The following is a 15,194-nucleotide window of genomic DNA, read 5'->3' on the forward strand; positions in this document are numbered from 1 at the left end:
TTTGTAGTATGTATTTCAGTGAGACCCGATCCTCCTATGATAAGGTCTTGTCAGAAACACCCCCTACTAGTCTACAAACTTGTATATTTGCAACATCAATTGGAAAAACCGTGAGCGTCTCATGAAAAATTTACTCTTTAAACAACTCCTTCTGCCCGTAGCGGCCCTGTTTATTTTCGTTGGGCAAGCGGACGCACAGTGCTACGAAGAAGAAGGCAGGTTCTACAACCTAGACGGTACACCTTGTACGAATACCGTTGTTTCTGCTGTCCCGTTCCTGCGTATCGTAGCGGATGCCCGCTCGGGCGCGATGGGCGATGCAGGGATTGCCATATCTCCGGATGCCAACGCCATCCACTTTAATGCATCCAAGCTGGTCTTTGCCGAAGAAACCTTCGCGATGTCAGCAACTTATACGCCCTGGCTGCAAAACCTGGGGCTGAATGATGTCTACCTTGCTTATCTGACCGGCTTTTATAAGCTGGATGATTTGCAGACGCTCGGCTTTGGGCTGCGTTATTTCTCCCTGGGCAGCATTCAGTTTACGGACCAAAATGGCGAGCCCCTGGCAATCGGCCAACCGAACGAATTTGAAGTTTCTGCTGCTTATGCCCGTAAACTGACAGACAACTTCTCTGCCTCCCTTACGGGTAAGTTTATCTACTCCAACCTTGCTGCCGGTCAGCAGGTGGAAGGTGGCGAAACCATTGAGCCTGGCGTTGCCGGTGCTGCTGACGTAGCCTTTACCTACCGCACAGATATAGACACCGACCGCGGTGATTCAGAGCTTATGGTAGGGTTGGCATTGACCAATATCGGGTCGCGTATTACTTACACCAACTCTGTTGTGCGGGACTTTCTACCTGCCAACTTTGGCCTGGGCGCCGCTTACACTATGGAGCTGGACGAGTACAACAAACTGACGCTGACTGCCGATGTCAATAAACTGATGGTTCCTACCCCTTGTCAGGGAGATGGTTGTGATGAAACCGGCGAAATCGGTATCGATGATTACCGGGAGCAATCTTCCATCAGTGGTATTTTCTCTTCCTTCAGCGATGCGCCGGAAGGATTGCGGGAAGAGCTCACGGAGCTGATGTACTCCTTCGGCGTTGAGTACTGGTATGATAATCAGTTTGCCGTTCGTGCAGGTTATTTCAATGAACACCTACAAAAAGGTGGACGGAAGTACCTGACGGTAGGGTTGGGCCTGAAGTACAATATTTTTGGCCTGAACTTTTCTTACCTCGTACCGACCACCAATCAGCGGAACCCGTTGGACAATACCCTGCGGTTCTCTCTGCTGTTTGACTTTGGTTCAATGGGCGAACTCGAATAAGCAGCAAGGCTAACAAGAAAAACAAAGCCCGGCACTTCACATGGAGTACCGGGCTTTTTGTTTTTGCTGCAAGCCTGTAAGCCGGATTCTGTATCCCGGTCAAACCGGGACCTCTGTCATTTATCTAGCCCTGCCCTCACGAGCAGGGTCGAGCTGTCTACCCCTCCCGAATCACCGGAGTGAGCTGAGCGAGCAACTCAGCCAGGCGTATGCCCGATCGGGATGTACGTGACATTTCAACCCACGAGGTTTACCCCTCCGCTTTGTTGCCAAAGCAGAGCGTGCGCTCTTACCGCACGTTTTCACCCTTGCCCACCGAAGCCTCGGCGAAGGCGGGCTTGCCCACCTGCCAACAGCTACGGTATAGGCGGTATAGCTTTCTGTGGCACTTTCTGTCCCCGGCGTAAGCCGAAGCCCACCCGTTAGGTGGCGTGGCGCTCTACGTTGTCCGGACTTTCCTCACCTGCCGGGCGTACCCGGCAACCGCGACAGAGCAGCCGGCAGCAGCGGGCAATGTACAACTTTTTCCTCAATGCTATGCTTTCCAGGGCGACAGCAGGTCTGCGATCTTGCGGTCATTGCTCAAACGGGGGACTTTGTTCTGCCCGCCCAGCTTGCCTTGCGTTTTCATATAATTTCGAAAGGCATCCTTTTGCATGACCTGAATTTTGAGCGGCCGAAGGATATTCCCGTCGATCAGGTCCTGGTAATAGATATTTTGCTGCACCATTTCCCGGTCCAGATCAGCAGCAAACTGCTCCAGGTCATCCGGGGCTTCCTGAAACTCCACGAACCACTCATGGTAAGGGGTACCACCCTCAGGCGGGCTCACCTGCGGAGCCACGGTGTATTCTACCACCCGCACCTGATGCCGGGCCGCTGCCGCATTCATGGCTTCTTCCACTTCCTTGCCGATAACGTGCTCGCCAAAAGCCGAGATATAATGCTTCACCCGGCCGGAAACCACAAGACGGTAAGGGTCTTTGGAAACAAACTGCACGGTGTCGCCGATATTATAGCCCCAAAGCCCGGCATTATTATTAATGATGAGTACGTAGTTCACGCCTACTTCCACCTCATCCAGCCAAAGGCGGCGCGGATGGTCGCTATGGATGTCCTCCAACGGGATAAATTCAAAGAAAATACCGGAGTCAGCATTGAGCAAAAGCCCGGGCTCCGTTTGCGAATCCTGGAAAGCGATGAACCCTTCGGAGGCCGGATAGGTCTCCACACTATCTATGCGCTCACCCACCAGGTTCTCCAGGGCTGCACGGTAAGGCTCAAAATTGACGCCACCGTAAACAAACATGGAGTAATTGGGGAATACCTCCTTCACAGTGCGCTTGCCCGTGCGCTCCAGCAGGCGCTCGTAGTACATCTGCACCCATGGCGGAATACCGCTGATGAGGCGCATATCTGCCTGCATGGTTTCGTCTATAATCCGCTCCAGTTTTTCTTCCCACTCCTCTATGCAATTGGTCTTGTAGCTCGGCAGCTGATTGGTGCGCAGCCAACCGGGCACTTCATGGTTGACGATGCCAGAAAGCCGGCCGGTAGGAATGCCCCCCACCTCTTCCAGCTCCGGGCTGCCGGACAGAAAAATCATTTTGCCATCCAGAAAGCGGCCATTGCCGGTGCGGGCATAGTAGTTGAACAGGGCATTGCGGGCAGACCCGAAGTGGTTGGGCATGCTGTCTTTGGTCAGCGGAATGTACTTGACGCCGGAAGTCGTGCCGGAGGTTTTGGCAAAATACTTAGGCAAGCCCGGCCAGAGCACGTCCTTTTCCCCTTGCTTAATGCGTTCCACATAAGGCTTCAGCGCCTCGTAGTCCCGTACCGGCACCTGATCACGGAAAGCCTCGTACGGCATTCCCGCCTTCAACTGATGGTCTCGGCCGAAACGCGTATGCTGCCCCCTGGCCAGCAATTGTTGGAAGACTTTGCGCTGAGCACCTACCCCATCCGCGGACCAGCGGTCGATATCGCGGGCAATTTTTTTTGCAAATGGCTTGAGAAGGAAAGACTTAAACCCCATACGTATCAGAATTTCCTGCAAAGGTAGTACAAATCAGAAAGGGCACAGCCTGTGCCGCACCCTTTCAAGATATAACTATGCGAATTTTTCTTACTCTCTTAAATCCTCAACGTAGTAGTCAGGATAATCAGATTTATTGAAGGCAAAGTGCCCGGCGGGGAAGCGCTTATTAGGAACAAGGCTGTCAAGGCTGAGCTTATAGCGGGACCCATCGCGCCCAAAAGCTGTCACACTAACCACATCCTTGCTCGCTTTGCTGACATTCATGCGCAGCTTAGTATACTCCGCATTGCGGTCCATGGGCTTAAACTCAATCTGCTGAACGACCTGCCCCGCTTCCCGTGCTTCACCGGTAATGAAGTAGGCAAAATCGCCATGATCATAGAAATTAAGCAAGGACTCCGGAGAAAGGACCATGCCCCCCATCTCTGCCTCATCGGGCATATTGTTGATTTGAACCTCCTTATTGTGGTCGAAAATCATCCACAGCGTTTCCCCATCGGAAATGACGGTCTGACTCGCCATGCTCATGCGGAATTTATCACCCTGCTTGGCAATTTTCCCTTTTTGAGATTCAGTAGGCTCCTCCGGGAACGTGATATCAAGTGTAAAATCGGCTCCAAGGGATTCCAGGCTCTCGAAGCGCTTCCGGATTTCATCCAGAATGGCCTTGGCGCGCGGGTCAGAATCTTCGGCACTGCTTACTGTATTGTCCTGGGCGAAAGCCGGCATGAGATAAGCCAGGAATGCGGCGGAAAAGAGCAATTTCTTCATGTATGTCTGTCTTATGGTTTGTCCTTAAACGGGCAAATTACGCCGTTTATTGACCGCCTAACAAGAGCATTGGGGTTAAAGTTTTTTTAAAGGTGAGCGCTGAAGGCCGTGATCGGCCGGCTTGGATAGCAAGCCATAGTCACGCCCGGCGTACGGCTTGTTCTTTTCCGAAACCTTTTGCCCTGTGCCGCGTTTAGGAATAAGCCCACCAATCGTACCATCATTTATTAAGGATATATTCAATCTGAATGGAGCGTTCCACATCTCTACAGGAGCAGGGTGTTGTTGATGCACTCGCCCATAAGCTTAAAAAGCACGGTTATGACTGGCTGCCCAGGCTGCATCAGTTCAGGCGGAGCTCAAAGAATGGGTTTAGCTGCCTGATTTTGTCCTCCAGCCCGGCTAGTTCGGGCAGTATTATGGAAGCGCATGTCGGGCTGCGCATTGATGATGTAGAGAACCTGGCTTTTCCGTTCACCAATGGGCTGCCTGGGTTTCAGCCGGATAGCATGACGCTGGTCACTCCGATGGCACGGCTCTATGATCAGCGCTTCCAGCGGCTCAACGTCAAAGATGAAAAAGACCAGGAAGCAGCTGCACTGTTGTTCGGTACGCAGCTGGAAGAAGCAGGTCTGCCATTTTTCAAAACCTACCATACACCTTCGGCCCTTGACCAACTCTTCAATGAGTCTCCATCAGAAGTATTACCCCTTGTTCATAATCAAATCAACCGTTGTTTCCGGGGCATAGTCCTGGCAAGGCTAACCCACCGGCCAGATTTTGAAGACATCGTTCGAGCCTATACCACCGCATTGGAAAGTCACCTTTTTGCACCCGCTCCCACCCTTTCCAAGTTAGAAAGGCTGGCTGCATTCCTCCGGCATTATTCTATGAATTAAGCCTGTCCCTTCTACCAGAAGTTACAAATCCTGAGCCAGCACCGGGCTCAAAAACAATTCCGGCACTTTCCAGTTTAAAGGGTACAATTTGCAAACGCTACCTTATGCTTGTAGAAGATCAGAATATCATCACTATTGCCTACGATTTGCGGGAAGGCCATGCTAAAGGCCCTTTGCTGGAGCGCATGGACCCCAACTGGCCATTCAAGTTTTACTTCGGGAGCGGAAAGTTGCTTCCTGCCTTTGAGGAACAACTCAGAGGGCTTGAAGAAGGTGAAAGCTTCGAATTCACGCTCACTCCGGAAGAAGCCTACGGCCCGGTGGAAGAAGGGAATATTATTGAAGTGCCGCGGTCCGCATTTCAGGGGCTGGGCGATAACGTCCTTATTGCCGGTAACTATGTCACCCTGACGGACGACCTTGGCGATGCCCACAACGGAAAGATTTTATCCTGGACAGCAGAAAAAGTAAGGGTAGATTTCAATCATGAGATGGCTGGCCGCACGCTTCACTTCTCCGGTGTGGTACTTCACGTCCGTGAGGCGACTCTTGACGAGCACATTCGCAAGAACTATATTGAGGAAGACGGCGTCAGAAACTAATCTCAAAAACACGAACGCAGCTCATGCCAACTACGCTTACCAATACACCTGTACGAAAAAAAACAGAGCAATTGCTCAACGGGCTTTGCAGCGGCCTGTACGAGCGGGAGCAGTCCATCAAGCTTGCCCTGCTTAGTGCGGTGGCAGGTGAAAGCATCTTTTTACTCGGCCCTCCGGGAGTTGGCAAAAGCCTCATTGCCCGCAGGCTCAAATACGCTTTCCGCGATGGTACAAGCTTCGAGTACCTCATGAGCAAGTTTAGCACGCCCGACGAGATTTTTGGCCCGGTGTCTATTAAAAAACTAAAGGAAGAGGACCGGTACGAGCGCCAAACCAAAAATTACCTGCCCAGTGCCAATATTGTCTTCCTGGACGAAATCTGGAAAGCCGGGCCTGCAATTCAGAATGCCCTGCTCACGATTCTCAATGAGAAAATCTACCGCAACGGAGGTGAAGACTACAAAGTAGACATCCGCGGCATTATCACCGCCTCCAATGAGCTGCCTCCGGGCAACAGCAGCCTCGACCCGATCTGGGACCGCTTTCTCATCAGGCTGGAAATGGGCAACATCCGGCAGTTTAAGAACTTCCTGAACATGATCACGGACACGAAAGATGTGTACGAAGATGATGTGCCGGAAGACGTAAAGCTCACCGTAAACGAACTGGAGGCATGGAGCAAGGAAATTGATGCCATAGAAGTCCCTGCGGAGGTTCTAAACACCATACAGGTTGTCAAAATCAAGATTGAAGAGCACAATGCCCGGTCTGCGGGCGCTGACCGTCTGATCGATGTGCACGACCGGCGCTGGAAGAAGATTGTTCGCCTCCTGCGTACTTCCGCCTTTCTTAATGGCCGAAGTAAGGTCGACCTGATGGATTGCTTCCTGATGGTGCATTGCCTTTGGAGCCAGCCCCAGCAGACCGACAAAATCCGGGAGATCGTAACGGAGGCCATCCGCCGCCATGGCTATACAATGGCCGTCAACCTGCAAATGATCAAACGGGAAACCCAGGATTTCGAGGAGGATGTGGACCGGGAAATCCGGGTGCGCCATACCGTTACCGAAGAACAACTGCAGCCGATCAAAGATGAGTACTACGAGCTCGTTAAGGAAGACGACAAATTTGATGGCGTGCTTCTCAGTGTGAAGCAGTTCAACCAGCTGCAACTGGACACCCCGCAAGTGACCAACTTTTATGACCGCGAATTCAACCTCGTCAACCGGCTGAAAGCCCAGAAAAGCAGCCAGCAATTCACCGTTGAAGTATTCTACAACTCTGAGCGCTATGCTTACCCCCTACGTACGCGCAAGGCAGAGCGGACTGAGGTGATCACCAAAAAGCCGCATCATATTGTACAACAGCACTGGGACGAGCGCCACCAACGCCTCATGGCCTACATCACGCAGCAGGAAGAGAAAATACATTCTCATGCACCTGATGAGCTCAACCATCTGCAGGATAACCTCTTCGTGCACAAAGACCACAGTGAGGTGGTAACCCGTAACCTGGAGGAAGTGCGTGAAGCCCTGGAACAGCTAAAGCTGCGCCTGGAAAAAGTCCAGTACGCCTACACTAATATCTAGACACGGGGCTGATCTTTTGCGCCTTCAGAGTCGTTAACAGCCAGTTGCGTTCTGCCAGTGGTTTCGTCTCTTCTATCTCCCGGATAAGCTTCTCTTTTTTCTGGTCTGAATTGACCTTTAGGATTTGGTGAAGGAGTTTACAGAAGTTGAGGCAGGTTTGCTGATAGGTGCTGGAAAGATTGGTATCCCTTTTCAGATAGATGGTAAAGGAGGCCAGCCGGGCCAGGAGGGATTCTTCCTCGTTGAGTTCGTAGAAGGTCTTAATCATGATCATTCTCGTCCCCAGGTTATAGTAAGGGTCTGAAAACGACAAGTGCTGAATATGATCCAGCACTTCATTGTACAGGCCTTTCGTGAAGTACAGCTCGGCCAGGTTAAAGTGGAATGCATCTTCATAAAATTCTGGCTGCAACTCCTCTTTATACCGGTTTATGAACTCCTCCACCCAGTCATAGCGGTGCTGCAATAGTCCCATTTTAACCACATTGGTATAAGTCCAATGGGACAAGTAGCCATTCGTATGCAGGTATTTATGCCGGATGCCTTCGTCGTAGAGGTTCAGTACGATAGTGGAATAGCTGTTTTCCCCCTTCCTGATCTTCCTTGCACAGAAGTTAATCGCATACAGATAAATCTCTTTAATTTCATCGTGCTCGATGCGCTGCTCGTACTTTTCCAGATAAGCCAGTAAATTCTGGAAGTGCAGCCCATTCTCCTCCTCCCCTGTGACGATCGCCTTATAAATGCTTAGATAAATCAGGATCAGAGGGTACTTCGGCGGGGCTTTATACAGGTCTTCTATCAGATTAGTCGTCACTTTGGACAGCTCGAACTTACCATTGACAACCAGCTGCCAGCTGATCAGGGCGCAAGAGTACTGCAGCACCCTTGTGTAATAATAGAGGTTCAGTTTTTGATAAACCTCCTGCATGATAGGATCTCCCCGGCGTACCTTCTGATTGGAAAAGTGGAACATTTTCACCTCCGCCAGCCGGAACTGCCTGGACAAGTGAACTGCAGAAATTTTATTATCATCTTTACCAAGCTGCTTTTCGAGCTTGCGGAGCAGGAAGTCGTAGTGTTTGGAAAGCTTACGGTCAGACAATTCCCAGAGCTGATCTTTCACAGACTCAAAATCATCCTTCAGGAATTTTTCCACGGATAAGAACTGCTCGGCCAGCTTAAGCAGGTAATTCATAAGCGTACCCATCCGCTGAGTGTCGAACGGCTGCCCGGGGAAGCAATGCCGGTATACTTCGGCTTTAGTAATGGATTCGCTGCCCCTAAGCTGATAAACACTCTGCCCGAGCCTGATCACATCGGTATTGGTATTGAAATACGGAGATTCAACAAAGGTGAGGAACCTTTTCCAGTCCGATGTATTAAATGTTAAAAGTAATTGTCCTAATTTACTGGTATACACAACCGCGATCTTTTTTTATTTTTGTTTGAGCCCCTCCTTCATTCCAAGCCTCAAACCAAAAAAACAAATGATTCACATAATAAAAAATTAACATATAAACAACACAAAACATACATAACCAACACTTTAGACATCTGCCCAAAAACTAATTAATCATTTGCAGCTGGAATCTAGCTGAAAAATAGCAAAAAATGTACTTGTTAACCGGTTTTCCCCACTCTATATTTGTAAGCGTAAAGAAAAAACGACATCCTGTGAAGTTTCCAAAAACACATATCAAAACAGTCTTGGGCATTGCCTGCTCCCTCCTGGCATTTTTGCCGGTCCAAGGTCAGCAGCTTTACCCCGGAGATGTTTCTGGTAATGGTTTTGTGGATCATCAGGATGTTTTGTTCTGGGCTTATGCCCGGGGTACAGAAGGTGCTCCACGCCCAAATGCTACTATAACATTTGAAGCGCAGGACATTGATTTGACAGGTTGGTCAGGTACTTATCCCGGAACAGAACGCAGCTTTGCCTATGCAGATTGCAATGGCGACGGAAAGGTGGATGACAGCGACTTACTGGTTATTGAGAGTAATTACTATAGTGCGGTCGATGGGCCTTATCAGCCTGATCCATTTCAAACCGGCGCATCCAGTATCGGAAGTCAGCTCGTACTCGGCGACAGCGCTTCTATTGATGTCACGCCCGGAGAGTTGGCGGTAATACCTTTCAACCTTGCCACACAGGAAACTCAGGATATAGAGCTTGGCTACATGGGATTTCAGCTCAATTATGGTTTGTCACTTGTAGCAGAAACGCCTGCCGGAGACCCGGCTATCGAGTTAAACTTCGATGTAGATGGCAATGAGTGGTTGATGGAAGCAGAGCAGGGCGTAGAGGTTTTCGTTTATCATCATGAGAACCTGGGTTACTCCGATATTGCGCTTTACATGGGCAGTCCGGGTGATTATGTTGTAGGGACTGGTGCGATAGCTGAGTTTAGTATTGTTGTGGAAGAAGTGATTTTCGGTTTGCAAAGCGTTAATATCGATATTCCAGTTATTCTCAATGGTGGATTCAAGCGTTCCGGATTTGTTTCCAACCAGGGCATCACGCTCAATCTGGTCGGCAAGCCTGTAAGCACGGATGAGCAAATGCTTCCTTTAGATGCTGTAATGGTCTTCCCGAATCCAGTCAACACAGGTGTGCTGCACGCACAGCTCCGCAGTGATCAGCCGGGAATGATCAAACAAATGGAACTCTTCGACCAAGCTGGGCGTCTTGTTGACAGCTATGCCCCCAACGCACGCAGTGGGCAACTTAATGCAAGCGCACTTCCTGCAGGACTTTACCTGCTGAAAGTGAAGACGGACAAGGGCTTGCAGGTGATGAAGATACAAGCAACACGATAAAGAGCCAAACAGGTACAAATGAGTACCTTGGAAATATAGAAAAAGAGAGCTTTGAGAGACTATCCGATTCTCATAATAAGGGGGGCTGGGAAGCCAGCTCCTTTTTTTGAGCCGGATCCGAACTATAGTTCTCCAAGGCGAGATTAATGCATTTTGACTTGCTCTTTTTTCCGCTCGCTGCGTTGAAAAGCCTCGCCGTCCGTACGGATGCCTGCGTTTTTCGCCTTGCGAGCGAAAAAAATACCTGCGTCAACTTTGCACAAATCCTGCCTTGGAGAACTATAACTTAGTTTTACACGCTTCTTGTTTAAAATACTCTCCGGCACAATCCGGAGAGTACTTTCTAGGAAATCTGATACCTTTTTGGAACCTACCCCACTGTTTTTACCCTTTTCGGTTCCAAAATACCTAAGAATAGACTGTTTAAACCTGGAAACTTAGACATTTGATTAGCTGACCCCCAGAGGGTCAGCTTTTTTTTTGCCCCCACTTTACCCTTACTGATAATACCCTTATCTTCCCTCCTGTCCCAATACCCAAACTACCACAAAGCATGAAGTATTCTTTTTTTCTTGGAGCACTCCTCCTGCTGACTCATCTCGCATTGGGGCAACAACGCTGGGCTATAGGGGGAGTCACAGGGACCACCGTCCTTCAGGGAGATTTGTCTGGCTCCAGGTTTGGCGACTTCGACAAAATGGGTGTGGTTGCAGGTGGACAGTTGCGTTACCAGTTCCAGCCTCATTTCGCCCTTAGGCTTCAGGGCGTCTCAGGCGACCTCGTTGGCAATGACAGGAACAACAGAGGTATCGCATTCCGCACACTGTTTACAGAAGGCAGCACCTTACTGGAGTGGCACTTCCTGCAGCACGAATACCATACTTCAAGGTGGTCTCCCTATCTTGGGCTGGGCATGGGGCTAATCTTTTTTGAACCAAGAGTTGATTTTCTTACAAACCGGCCGGAGGGTAGTCTTCCTGCAGGTGCAGAGGCTGATATACAGGCCGACAAAGGGAGTCCGCAGTGGGTTATTCCCGGTTGCCTGGGGTTTACTTTTGCCATGAATGATCACTGGGAACTAGGGGCCGAAGCGAACCTGCGCGCCAGCTTTTCTGACTACCTGGATGGGGTCAGCCAGGCTGCCAATCCGGAATTCAGCGACTGGTACTTAACCACTACCCTGTCACTGACCTACACCTGGGGCGAAACAGACCGCGATGGGGATGGAATACCAGACGAATCCGACCGTTGCCCGGACCAGTTTGGAAATGCAAAATTCCAGGGATGCCCGGACACCGATAATGACGGCATACCCGACCCTGATGATGCCTGCCCCAATCAGTCCGGTTATCTTGACGGATGCCCCGATAGTGATACAGATGGGGTACCGGATTTCATTGATCAGTGCCCCTACCGCCCGGGGCCACCGCAGCAGGCGGGGTGTCCGAATACGGATACCGATGCCGATGGTGTGCCGGATGAAGAAGATAAATGCCCGGAACGCCCCGGGCCATCGTCAAGAGCGGGGTGCCCGCCGGAAGATATCGACCACGATGGCATTACCGATGAGCACGATCAATGCCCTAAAATAGCAGGCACAAGAGCTCATTTCGGATGCCCTCCGCTCTCCCCTCCTGAAGCTTACACCCTGGAAAGCCTCTTTTTTCCAGAAGGAGATACTCAGCTCAACCAAAGCCAGCAGCAATACCTGCGCGAAGTAGCCAGCAAGTTGATGGCACAAACCGGCCAATTACTCCTGTTGCAAGGTGTAGCAACGGGATCGGAAGGTCTGGCAATTGCCCGAAGCCGCACTGAGCAAGCCTATAATTACCTCTTATCCTGGGGTGTAAGCAAAAGCCGCATCAACTACGGTGTTTACCTCATTACCCCCCAAGCTGGAAGAGAAACAGCAGCCCGAAGAGTGAGCCTGCAATTCATCAAAGAATAGCGTGCACTGAACCAATCAAAAACTCATACTGTTTCTTTCCATCAAAACAGCGTATATGCCACTAAAACCTAATCAGCGTTCCAGAGCCCAGGAATCACGGGCAGCTATCCAACGGCTTTATATTGCCATGCGCCATCTCTTTATCCGGGGGAATTACAAACCTCTGGGTGTTTCCGGCGAAGCCATTATTGAGGCACTTACACAGTTGCGGCCGGAGATTTACGGCTCTATTAATGACCCTGAGCGAGTGGAACTTGATGGGCTGCTGTATGTCTTTCAACGATTGCCCAGGGGCATTGAGGAATGCCGGTACATCAAACTCATTTCCCGGGAAGGATTTGAGGATAGCAATTTCGAACCCATCGTCCCCAGCAAGCGCCGCCGCAACAGCTACCGGATTGACGACGCACAGATGTACATCGAGATGACCAGGGGGCGAAGCGATATCTATGACATCCTCACTCATCTGACCTTCATGTATATTGAAGCTGAAAAGATCAGGCGCAACAGTGAAGACCATAGACAGCGTAAACGCCGCGAATGGGAAATGCTGGAGAAAATTGTAACCAAGGAGGAAAAAGGAGAAGAATACAACAAAGAAATTGCTTATACCTACCTCAGCACCCTGCTGGGCCGCACCTACGAAGAGACCGTGGATGCCTGCCAGCGTTTCTCGAGCGCCTCTGATGTCAACAGCGTTTTCCACATTACCTACTGGCTGGGCAAGCTCGCCACCGAAGAAGCTATGGATGAAGGCGACCGGGAAATCAGCTTCTCCTCCGCACTTCGCGAAAAAATCGGCCACCACTATTACGGTGACCTCTGGGCCCGAAATGTCAAGTCGGCACTATTGGAGCGCAACCTGCTCAGCCGACCGATCCATATTATTAGTGCCAATCTGCATAGCGTAATGAACACCCTCTATGCCAAGGCTGCACTACGCACGAAGAATGAAATTGAAGACCTTGCCCGGGAGCTGAGTGAGCCCGTCAACAAAGAAATGCGCCAGCGCGTACAAAAATATGCCGTACGCAATGGAATGATACAGATTGATGACACCAGCGGTACCAACATATCCGTACAAATTATTGATACCGCGCAGCTCAACCTCTCCGGACTGCCTGCTGAATTGAAAAAAGACGAATCACACATCTCCAGCGAAAAGCCGGTTATCCTGGTGATGGATTATGCGTTTGGCGAACAGGCCTACGAGACGATGGACGAGCTCCTGAAGCCCTTCGAAAAAGAAAACGGTGAGGAATTCCCCCTAAATGTACAATCGATTTCCATCATGGGAAAGGCCGGTATTTTGGAAGGCGGCAAGGGGGACATTATGATCCCGGATGCCCACGTTTTTGAAGGGACTGCCGACAACTACCCTATTGAAAATGAGCTAAGCCCGGAGGACTTTCAGGGCAGAGGGCTACGTGTCTTCTCCGGGCCAATGATCACCGTGATGGGCACATCGCTCCAAAACCGGGATATACTGAGATACTTTCTAAAATCCTCCTGGAAAGCAGCTGGCCTGGAAATGGAGGGCGCTCATTACCAAAAAGCGATACAGGCTGCCTCGAAAATCCGAAAAAGCATCAATGAGCAAGTCTCTTTACGGTATGCCTACTACGCTTCAGACAACCCGTTGATCTCCGGGCAAACCCTGGCTTCAGGCAGTCTCGGTGCGGATGGGGTCAAACCCACCTATCTTATTACCATTCAATTCTTAAACCGGATTCTGAGCCCGGCACCTGGTCAGCCTGAACCTAAAGATCAGGCTTTGTAACGGCGGCTCCACCAATAAGAGATAGCCCCGACCAGAAGATTTGCAACCCCCATAAGGCTTTCCCCGGGTTGGTCATGAATCAGGACTGCAATCACCCATACACTGATTGCTAAAAAGATGATTTGTACCCAGGGATAGCCGGGGCTGCTGTACCCGACCTTCCCATCACGCCACCGCACCCATAGCAACCCGGCTACAGCCAGCGTGGTAAATAGCTGCAGCACAAAACCACTGTACAAAAAAACCCGGTCAAACGGGCTGCTCAGTACCATAAACAAGCTGATACCAGCCTGCATCCAAACTGCTCGTACTGGTACCCCACTTAGGTTATCCTTTGCAAAAAAGCGCCAGATGGTGAAATCATCAGCCATGGCTCGCACTACTCTTGGGCCTACCCAAATATTCGCACTGATGCTCGAAATCAAAAACATGGATATGAACAAAGATATCAATTGCCCGCCTGTAGAACCGAAAAGAATGTGCGCAACGATTTTCCCCACCTCAATTTGCCCATCGAGCTGCTGCACGGAGGCCTGGTACAGGAAGCCGGCCTGCAGCAGTACATAAAGCAGACTTACTACCAACGTACCGAGGATAAGCGCTTTGGGAAGATTGACGGCAGGCGTCCTGATTTCTTCTACAATATAGGCAGCCGCATTCCAGCCAGAGAACGAATAGGTCACATAGACCAACCCAACCATAAAGGCAGAGGTGCCAATTTCCAGCTCTAAGGAAGCCTCCGAAAGGGCAGTACCTTCCGGCGCAGGCAACACGAAACAAGCCACAATAAAAACCAACATCAACAGCAACTTCACTGCTGTAGCTCCATTCTGAAAATTGCTGCTCTGCCGGATACTAAAGGAGTGCGCCAGGGAAATCAGCACAATCACGCCTACCGCCAGGAATTCTGGGCTGACCGGCAGAAAATCCTGAGCATACTGCCCCATAGCCATCGCTGCCAGTGCCACCGAAGCAGCAAAACCAACCGTAAGCGATACCCATCCGGCAAGGTAGCCTAAAAATGGGTGATAAATATGGTAAAGGAAATTATACTCCCCGCCCGACTTGGGCAGCCGGGTCCCTAATTCTGCATAACTGAAAGCGCCCATCAGGGCGATTAGCCCTCCCAATACCCACAGCAAAAGAACAGACCACACACTATCGATCTTTTCGATTTGCAACCCAAGGCTGGTGAATACCCCAGTCCCAATCATATTGGCCACGACGATAGCCGCAGCACTTACCCATCCTATTTTCCGACCCTTGGAGGCGTGCATTTTTATTGCGTTCGATATTGAACAATGATCATAGTCCGGTTGCTGTAAACAAATAAAGGTATCAATATTAGCACCAGCAGACTTACTTGTATTTCATCCATAACGAAATGATAACATATTACCAACCGATG

Annotated in this window: 11 protein-coding genes and 1 other RNA gene; 7 read left to right on the top strand and 5 right to left on the bottom strand. The window is 50.3% G+C overall.

The features are described 5' to 3' along the window. The first annotated feature begins 121 nt into the window (after nucleotides 1-121). Nucleotides 122-1,339, top strand: a complete 1,218-nt coding sequence (gene porV / locus IX84_RS03875; protein WP_044216728.1) for a type IX secretion system outer membrane channel protein PorV — start codon at nucleotides 122-124, stop codon at nucleotides 1,337-1,339. Nucleotides 1,340-1,400: 61 nt separating this feature from the next. On the opposite strand, the gene rnpB is transcribed toward porV, so the two are convergent. The 3 genes from rnpB to IX84_RS30660 all read right to left on the bottom strand — a co-directional run bounded on the left by rnpB (nucleotide 1,401) and on the right by IX84_RS30660 (nucleotide 4,148). Further along, nucleotides 1,401-1,844, bottom strand: an RNA gene (gene rnpB / locus IX84_RS30725) — RNase P RNA component class A. Nucleotides 1,845-1,874: 30 nt separating this feature from the next. Next, a complete protein-coding gene (locus tag IX84_RS03880; protein WP_044216729.1) occupies nucleotides 1,875-3,374 on the bottom strand; it encodes a GH3 auxin-responsive promoter family protein in 1,500 nt (499 codons plus the stop codon). Between the two features lie 90 nt (nucleotides 3,375-3,464). Continuing rightward, the gene (locus tag IX84_RS30660; RefSeq protein WP_052515747.1) at nucleotides 3,465-4,148 is read right to left on the bottom strand and encodes a LolA family protein; all 684 of its coding nucleotides are present in this window, start codon (nucleotides 4,146-4,148) and stop codon (nucleotides 3,465-3,467) included. Nucleotides 4,149-4,396: 248 nt separating this feature from the next. Between IX84_RS30660 and IX84_RS03890 the strand changes: the two genes are divergently transcribed. The 3 genes from IX84_RS03890 (at nucleotide 4,397) to IX84_RS03900 (ending at nucleotide 7,238) form a co-directional block, all read left to right on the top strand. Beyond that, nucleotides 4,397-5,047: a hypothetical protein gene (locus IX84_RS03890; protein ID WP_044216731.1), complete on the top strand. Its 651-nt coding sequence runs from the start codon at nucleotides 4,397-4,399 to the stop codon at nucleotides 5,045-5,047. A 104-nt stretch (nucleotides 5,048-5,151) separates the two neighbouring features. Beyond that, a complete protein-coding gene (locus IX84_RS03895; RefSeq protein WP_052515748.1) occupies nucleotides 5,152-5,649 on the top strand; it encodes an FKBP-type peptidyl-prolyl cis-trans isomerase in 498 nt (165 codons plus the stop codon). Nucleotides 5,650-5,672: 23 nt separating this feature from the next. Then, the gene (locus tag IX84_RS03900) at nucleotides 5,673-7,238 is read left to right on the top strand and encodes an AAA family ATPase (protein ID WP_044216733.1); all 1,566 of its coding nucleotides are present in this window, start codon (nucleotides 5,673-5,675) and stop codon (nucleotides 7,236-7,238) included. On the opposite strand, the gene IX84_RS03905 is transcribed toward IX84_RS03900, so the two are convergent. After that, nucleotides 7,228-8,556: a hypothetical protein gene (locus IX84_RS03905; RefSeq protein WP_152604906.1), complete on the bottom strand. Its 1,329-nt coding sequence runs from the start codon at nucleotides 8,554-8,556 to the stop codon at nucleotides 7,228-7,230. The two genes, IX84_RS03900 and IX84_RS03905, sit on opposite strands and share 11 nt — an antisense overlap. Nucleotides 8,557-8,852: 296 nt before the next feature. Between IX84_RS03905 and IX84_RS03910 the strand changes: the two genes are divergently transcribed. The 3 genes from IX84_RS03910 (at nucleotide 8,853) to IX84_RS03920 (ending at nucleotide 13,786) form a co-directional block, all read left to right on the top strand. Continuing rightward, the gene (locus tag IX84_RS03910) at nucleotides 8,853-10,058 is read left to right on the top strand and encodes a T9SS type A sorting domain-containing protein (protein ID WP_081968599.1); all 1,206 of its coding nucleotides are present in this window, start codon (nucleotides 8,853-8,855) and stop codon (nucleotides 10,056-10,058) included. Between the two features lie 553 nt (nucleotides 10,059-10,611). Next, on the top strand, nucleotides 10,612-12,006 hold the full coding sequence (locus IX84_RS30665; protein WP_052515749.1) for a DUF6089 family protein: 1,395 nt from the start codon (nucleotides 10,612-10,614) through the stop codon (nucleotides 12,004-12,006). 55 nt (nucleotides 12,007-12,061) lie between these two features. Beyond that, the gene (locus tag IX84_RS03920; protein WP_044216737.1) at nucleotides 12,062-13,786 is read left to right on the top strand and encodes a DUF6909 family protein; all 1,725 of its coding nucleotides are present in this window, start codon (nucleotides 12,062-12,064) and stop codon (nucleotides 13,784-13,786) included. Here the strand turns inward: IX84_RS03920 and IX84_RS03925 are convergent. Beyond that, nucleotides 13,774-15,063 carry an APC family permease gene (locus IX84_RS03925; RefSeq protein ID WP_044216738.1) on the bottom strand — a complete coding sequence of 430 codons (1,290 nt, stop codon included), beginning with the start codon at nucleotides 15,061-15,063 and terminating at the stop codon, nucleotides 13,774-13,776. The genes IX84_RS03920 and IX84_RS03925 overlap by 13 nt on opposite strands. Nucleotides 15,064-15,194: the final 131 nt, after the last annotated feature.

This window comes from Phaeodactylibacter xiamenensis (assembly GCF_000759025.1).
In the GTDB taxonomy this organism is placed as follows: domain Bacteria; phylum Bacteroidota; class Bacteroidia; order Chitinophagales; family Saprospiraceae; genus Phaeodactylibacter; species Phaeodactylibacter xiamenensis.

What these genes read in the sequence shown, in the direction of transcription:
- porV (WP_044216728.1), top strand. Translation starts at nt 122, where the DNA reads ATGAAAAATTTACTCTTTAAACAACTCCTTCTGCCCGTAGCGGCCCTG.
- IX84_RS03880 (WP_044216729.1), bottom strand. Translation starts at nt 3,374, where the DNA reads ATGGGGTTTAAGTCTTTCCTTCTCAAGCCATTTGCAAAAAAAATTGCC.
- IX84_RS30660 (WP_052515747.1), bottom strand. Translation starts at nt 4,148, where the DNA reads ATGAAGAAATTGCTCTTTTCCGCCGCATTCCTGGCTTATCTCATGCCG.
- IX84_RS03890 (WP_044216731.1), top strand. Translation starts at nt 4,397, where the DNA reads ATGGAGCGTTCCACATCTCTACAGGAGCAGGGTGTTGTTGATGCACTC.
- IX84_RS03895 (WP_052515748.1), top strand. Translation starts at nt 5,152, where the DNA reads ATGCTTGTAGAAGATCAGAATATCATCACTATTGCCTACGATTTGCGG.
- IX84_RS03900 (WP_044216733.1), top strand. Translation starts at nt 5,673, where the DNA reads ATGCCAACTACGCTTACCAATACACCTGTACGAAAAAAAACAGAGCAA.
- IX84_RS03910 (WP_081968599.1), top strand. Translation starts at nt 8,853, where the DNA reads ATGTACTTGTTAACCGGTTTTCCCCACTCTATATTTGTAAGCGTAAAG.
- IX84_RS30665 (WP_052515749.1), top strand. Translation starts at nt 10,612, where the DNA reads ATGAAGTATTCTTTTTTTCTTGGAGCACTCCTCCTGCTGACTCATCTC.
- IX84_RS03920 (WP_044216737.1), top strand. Translation starts at nt 12,062, where the DNA reads ATGCCACTAAAACCTAATCAGCGTTCCAGAGCCCAGGAATCACGGGCA.
- IX84_RS03925 (WP_044216738.1), bottom strand. Translation starts at nt 15,063, where the DNA reads ATGCACGCCTCCAAGGGTCGGAAAATAGGATGGGTAAGTGCTGCGGCT.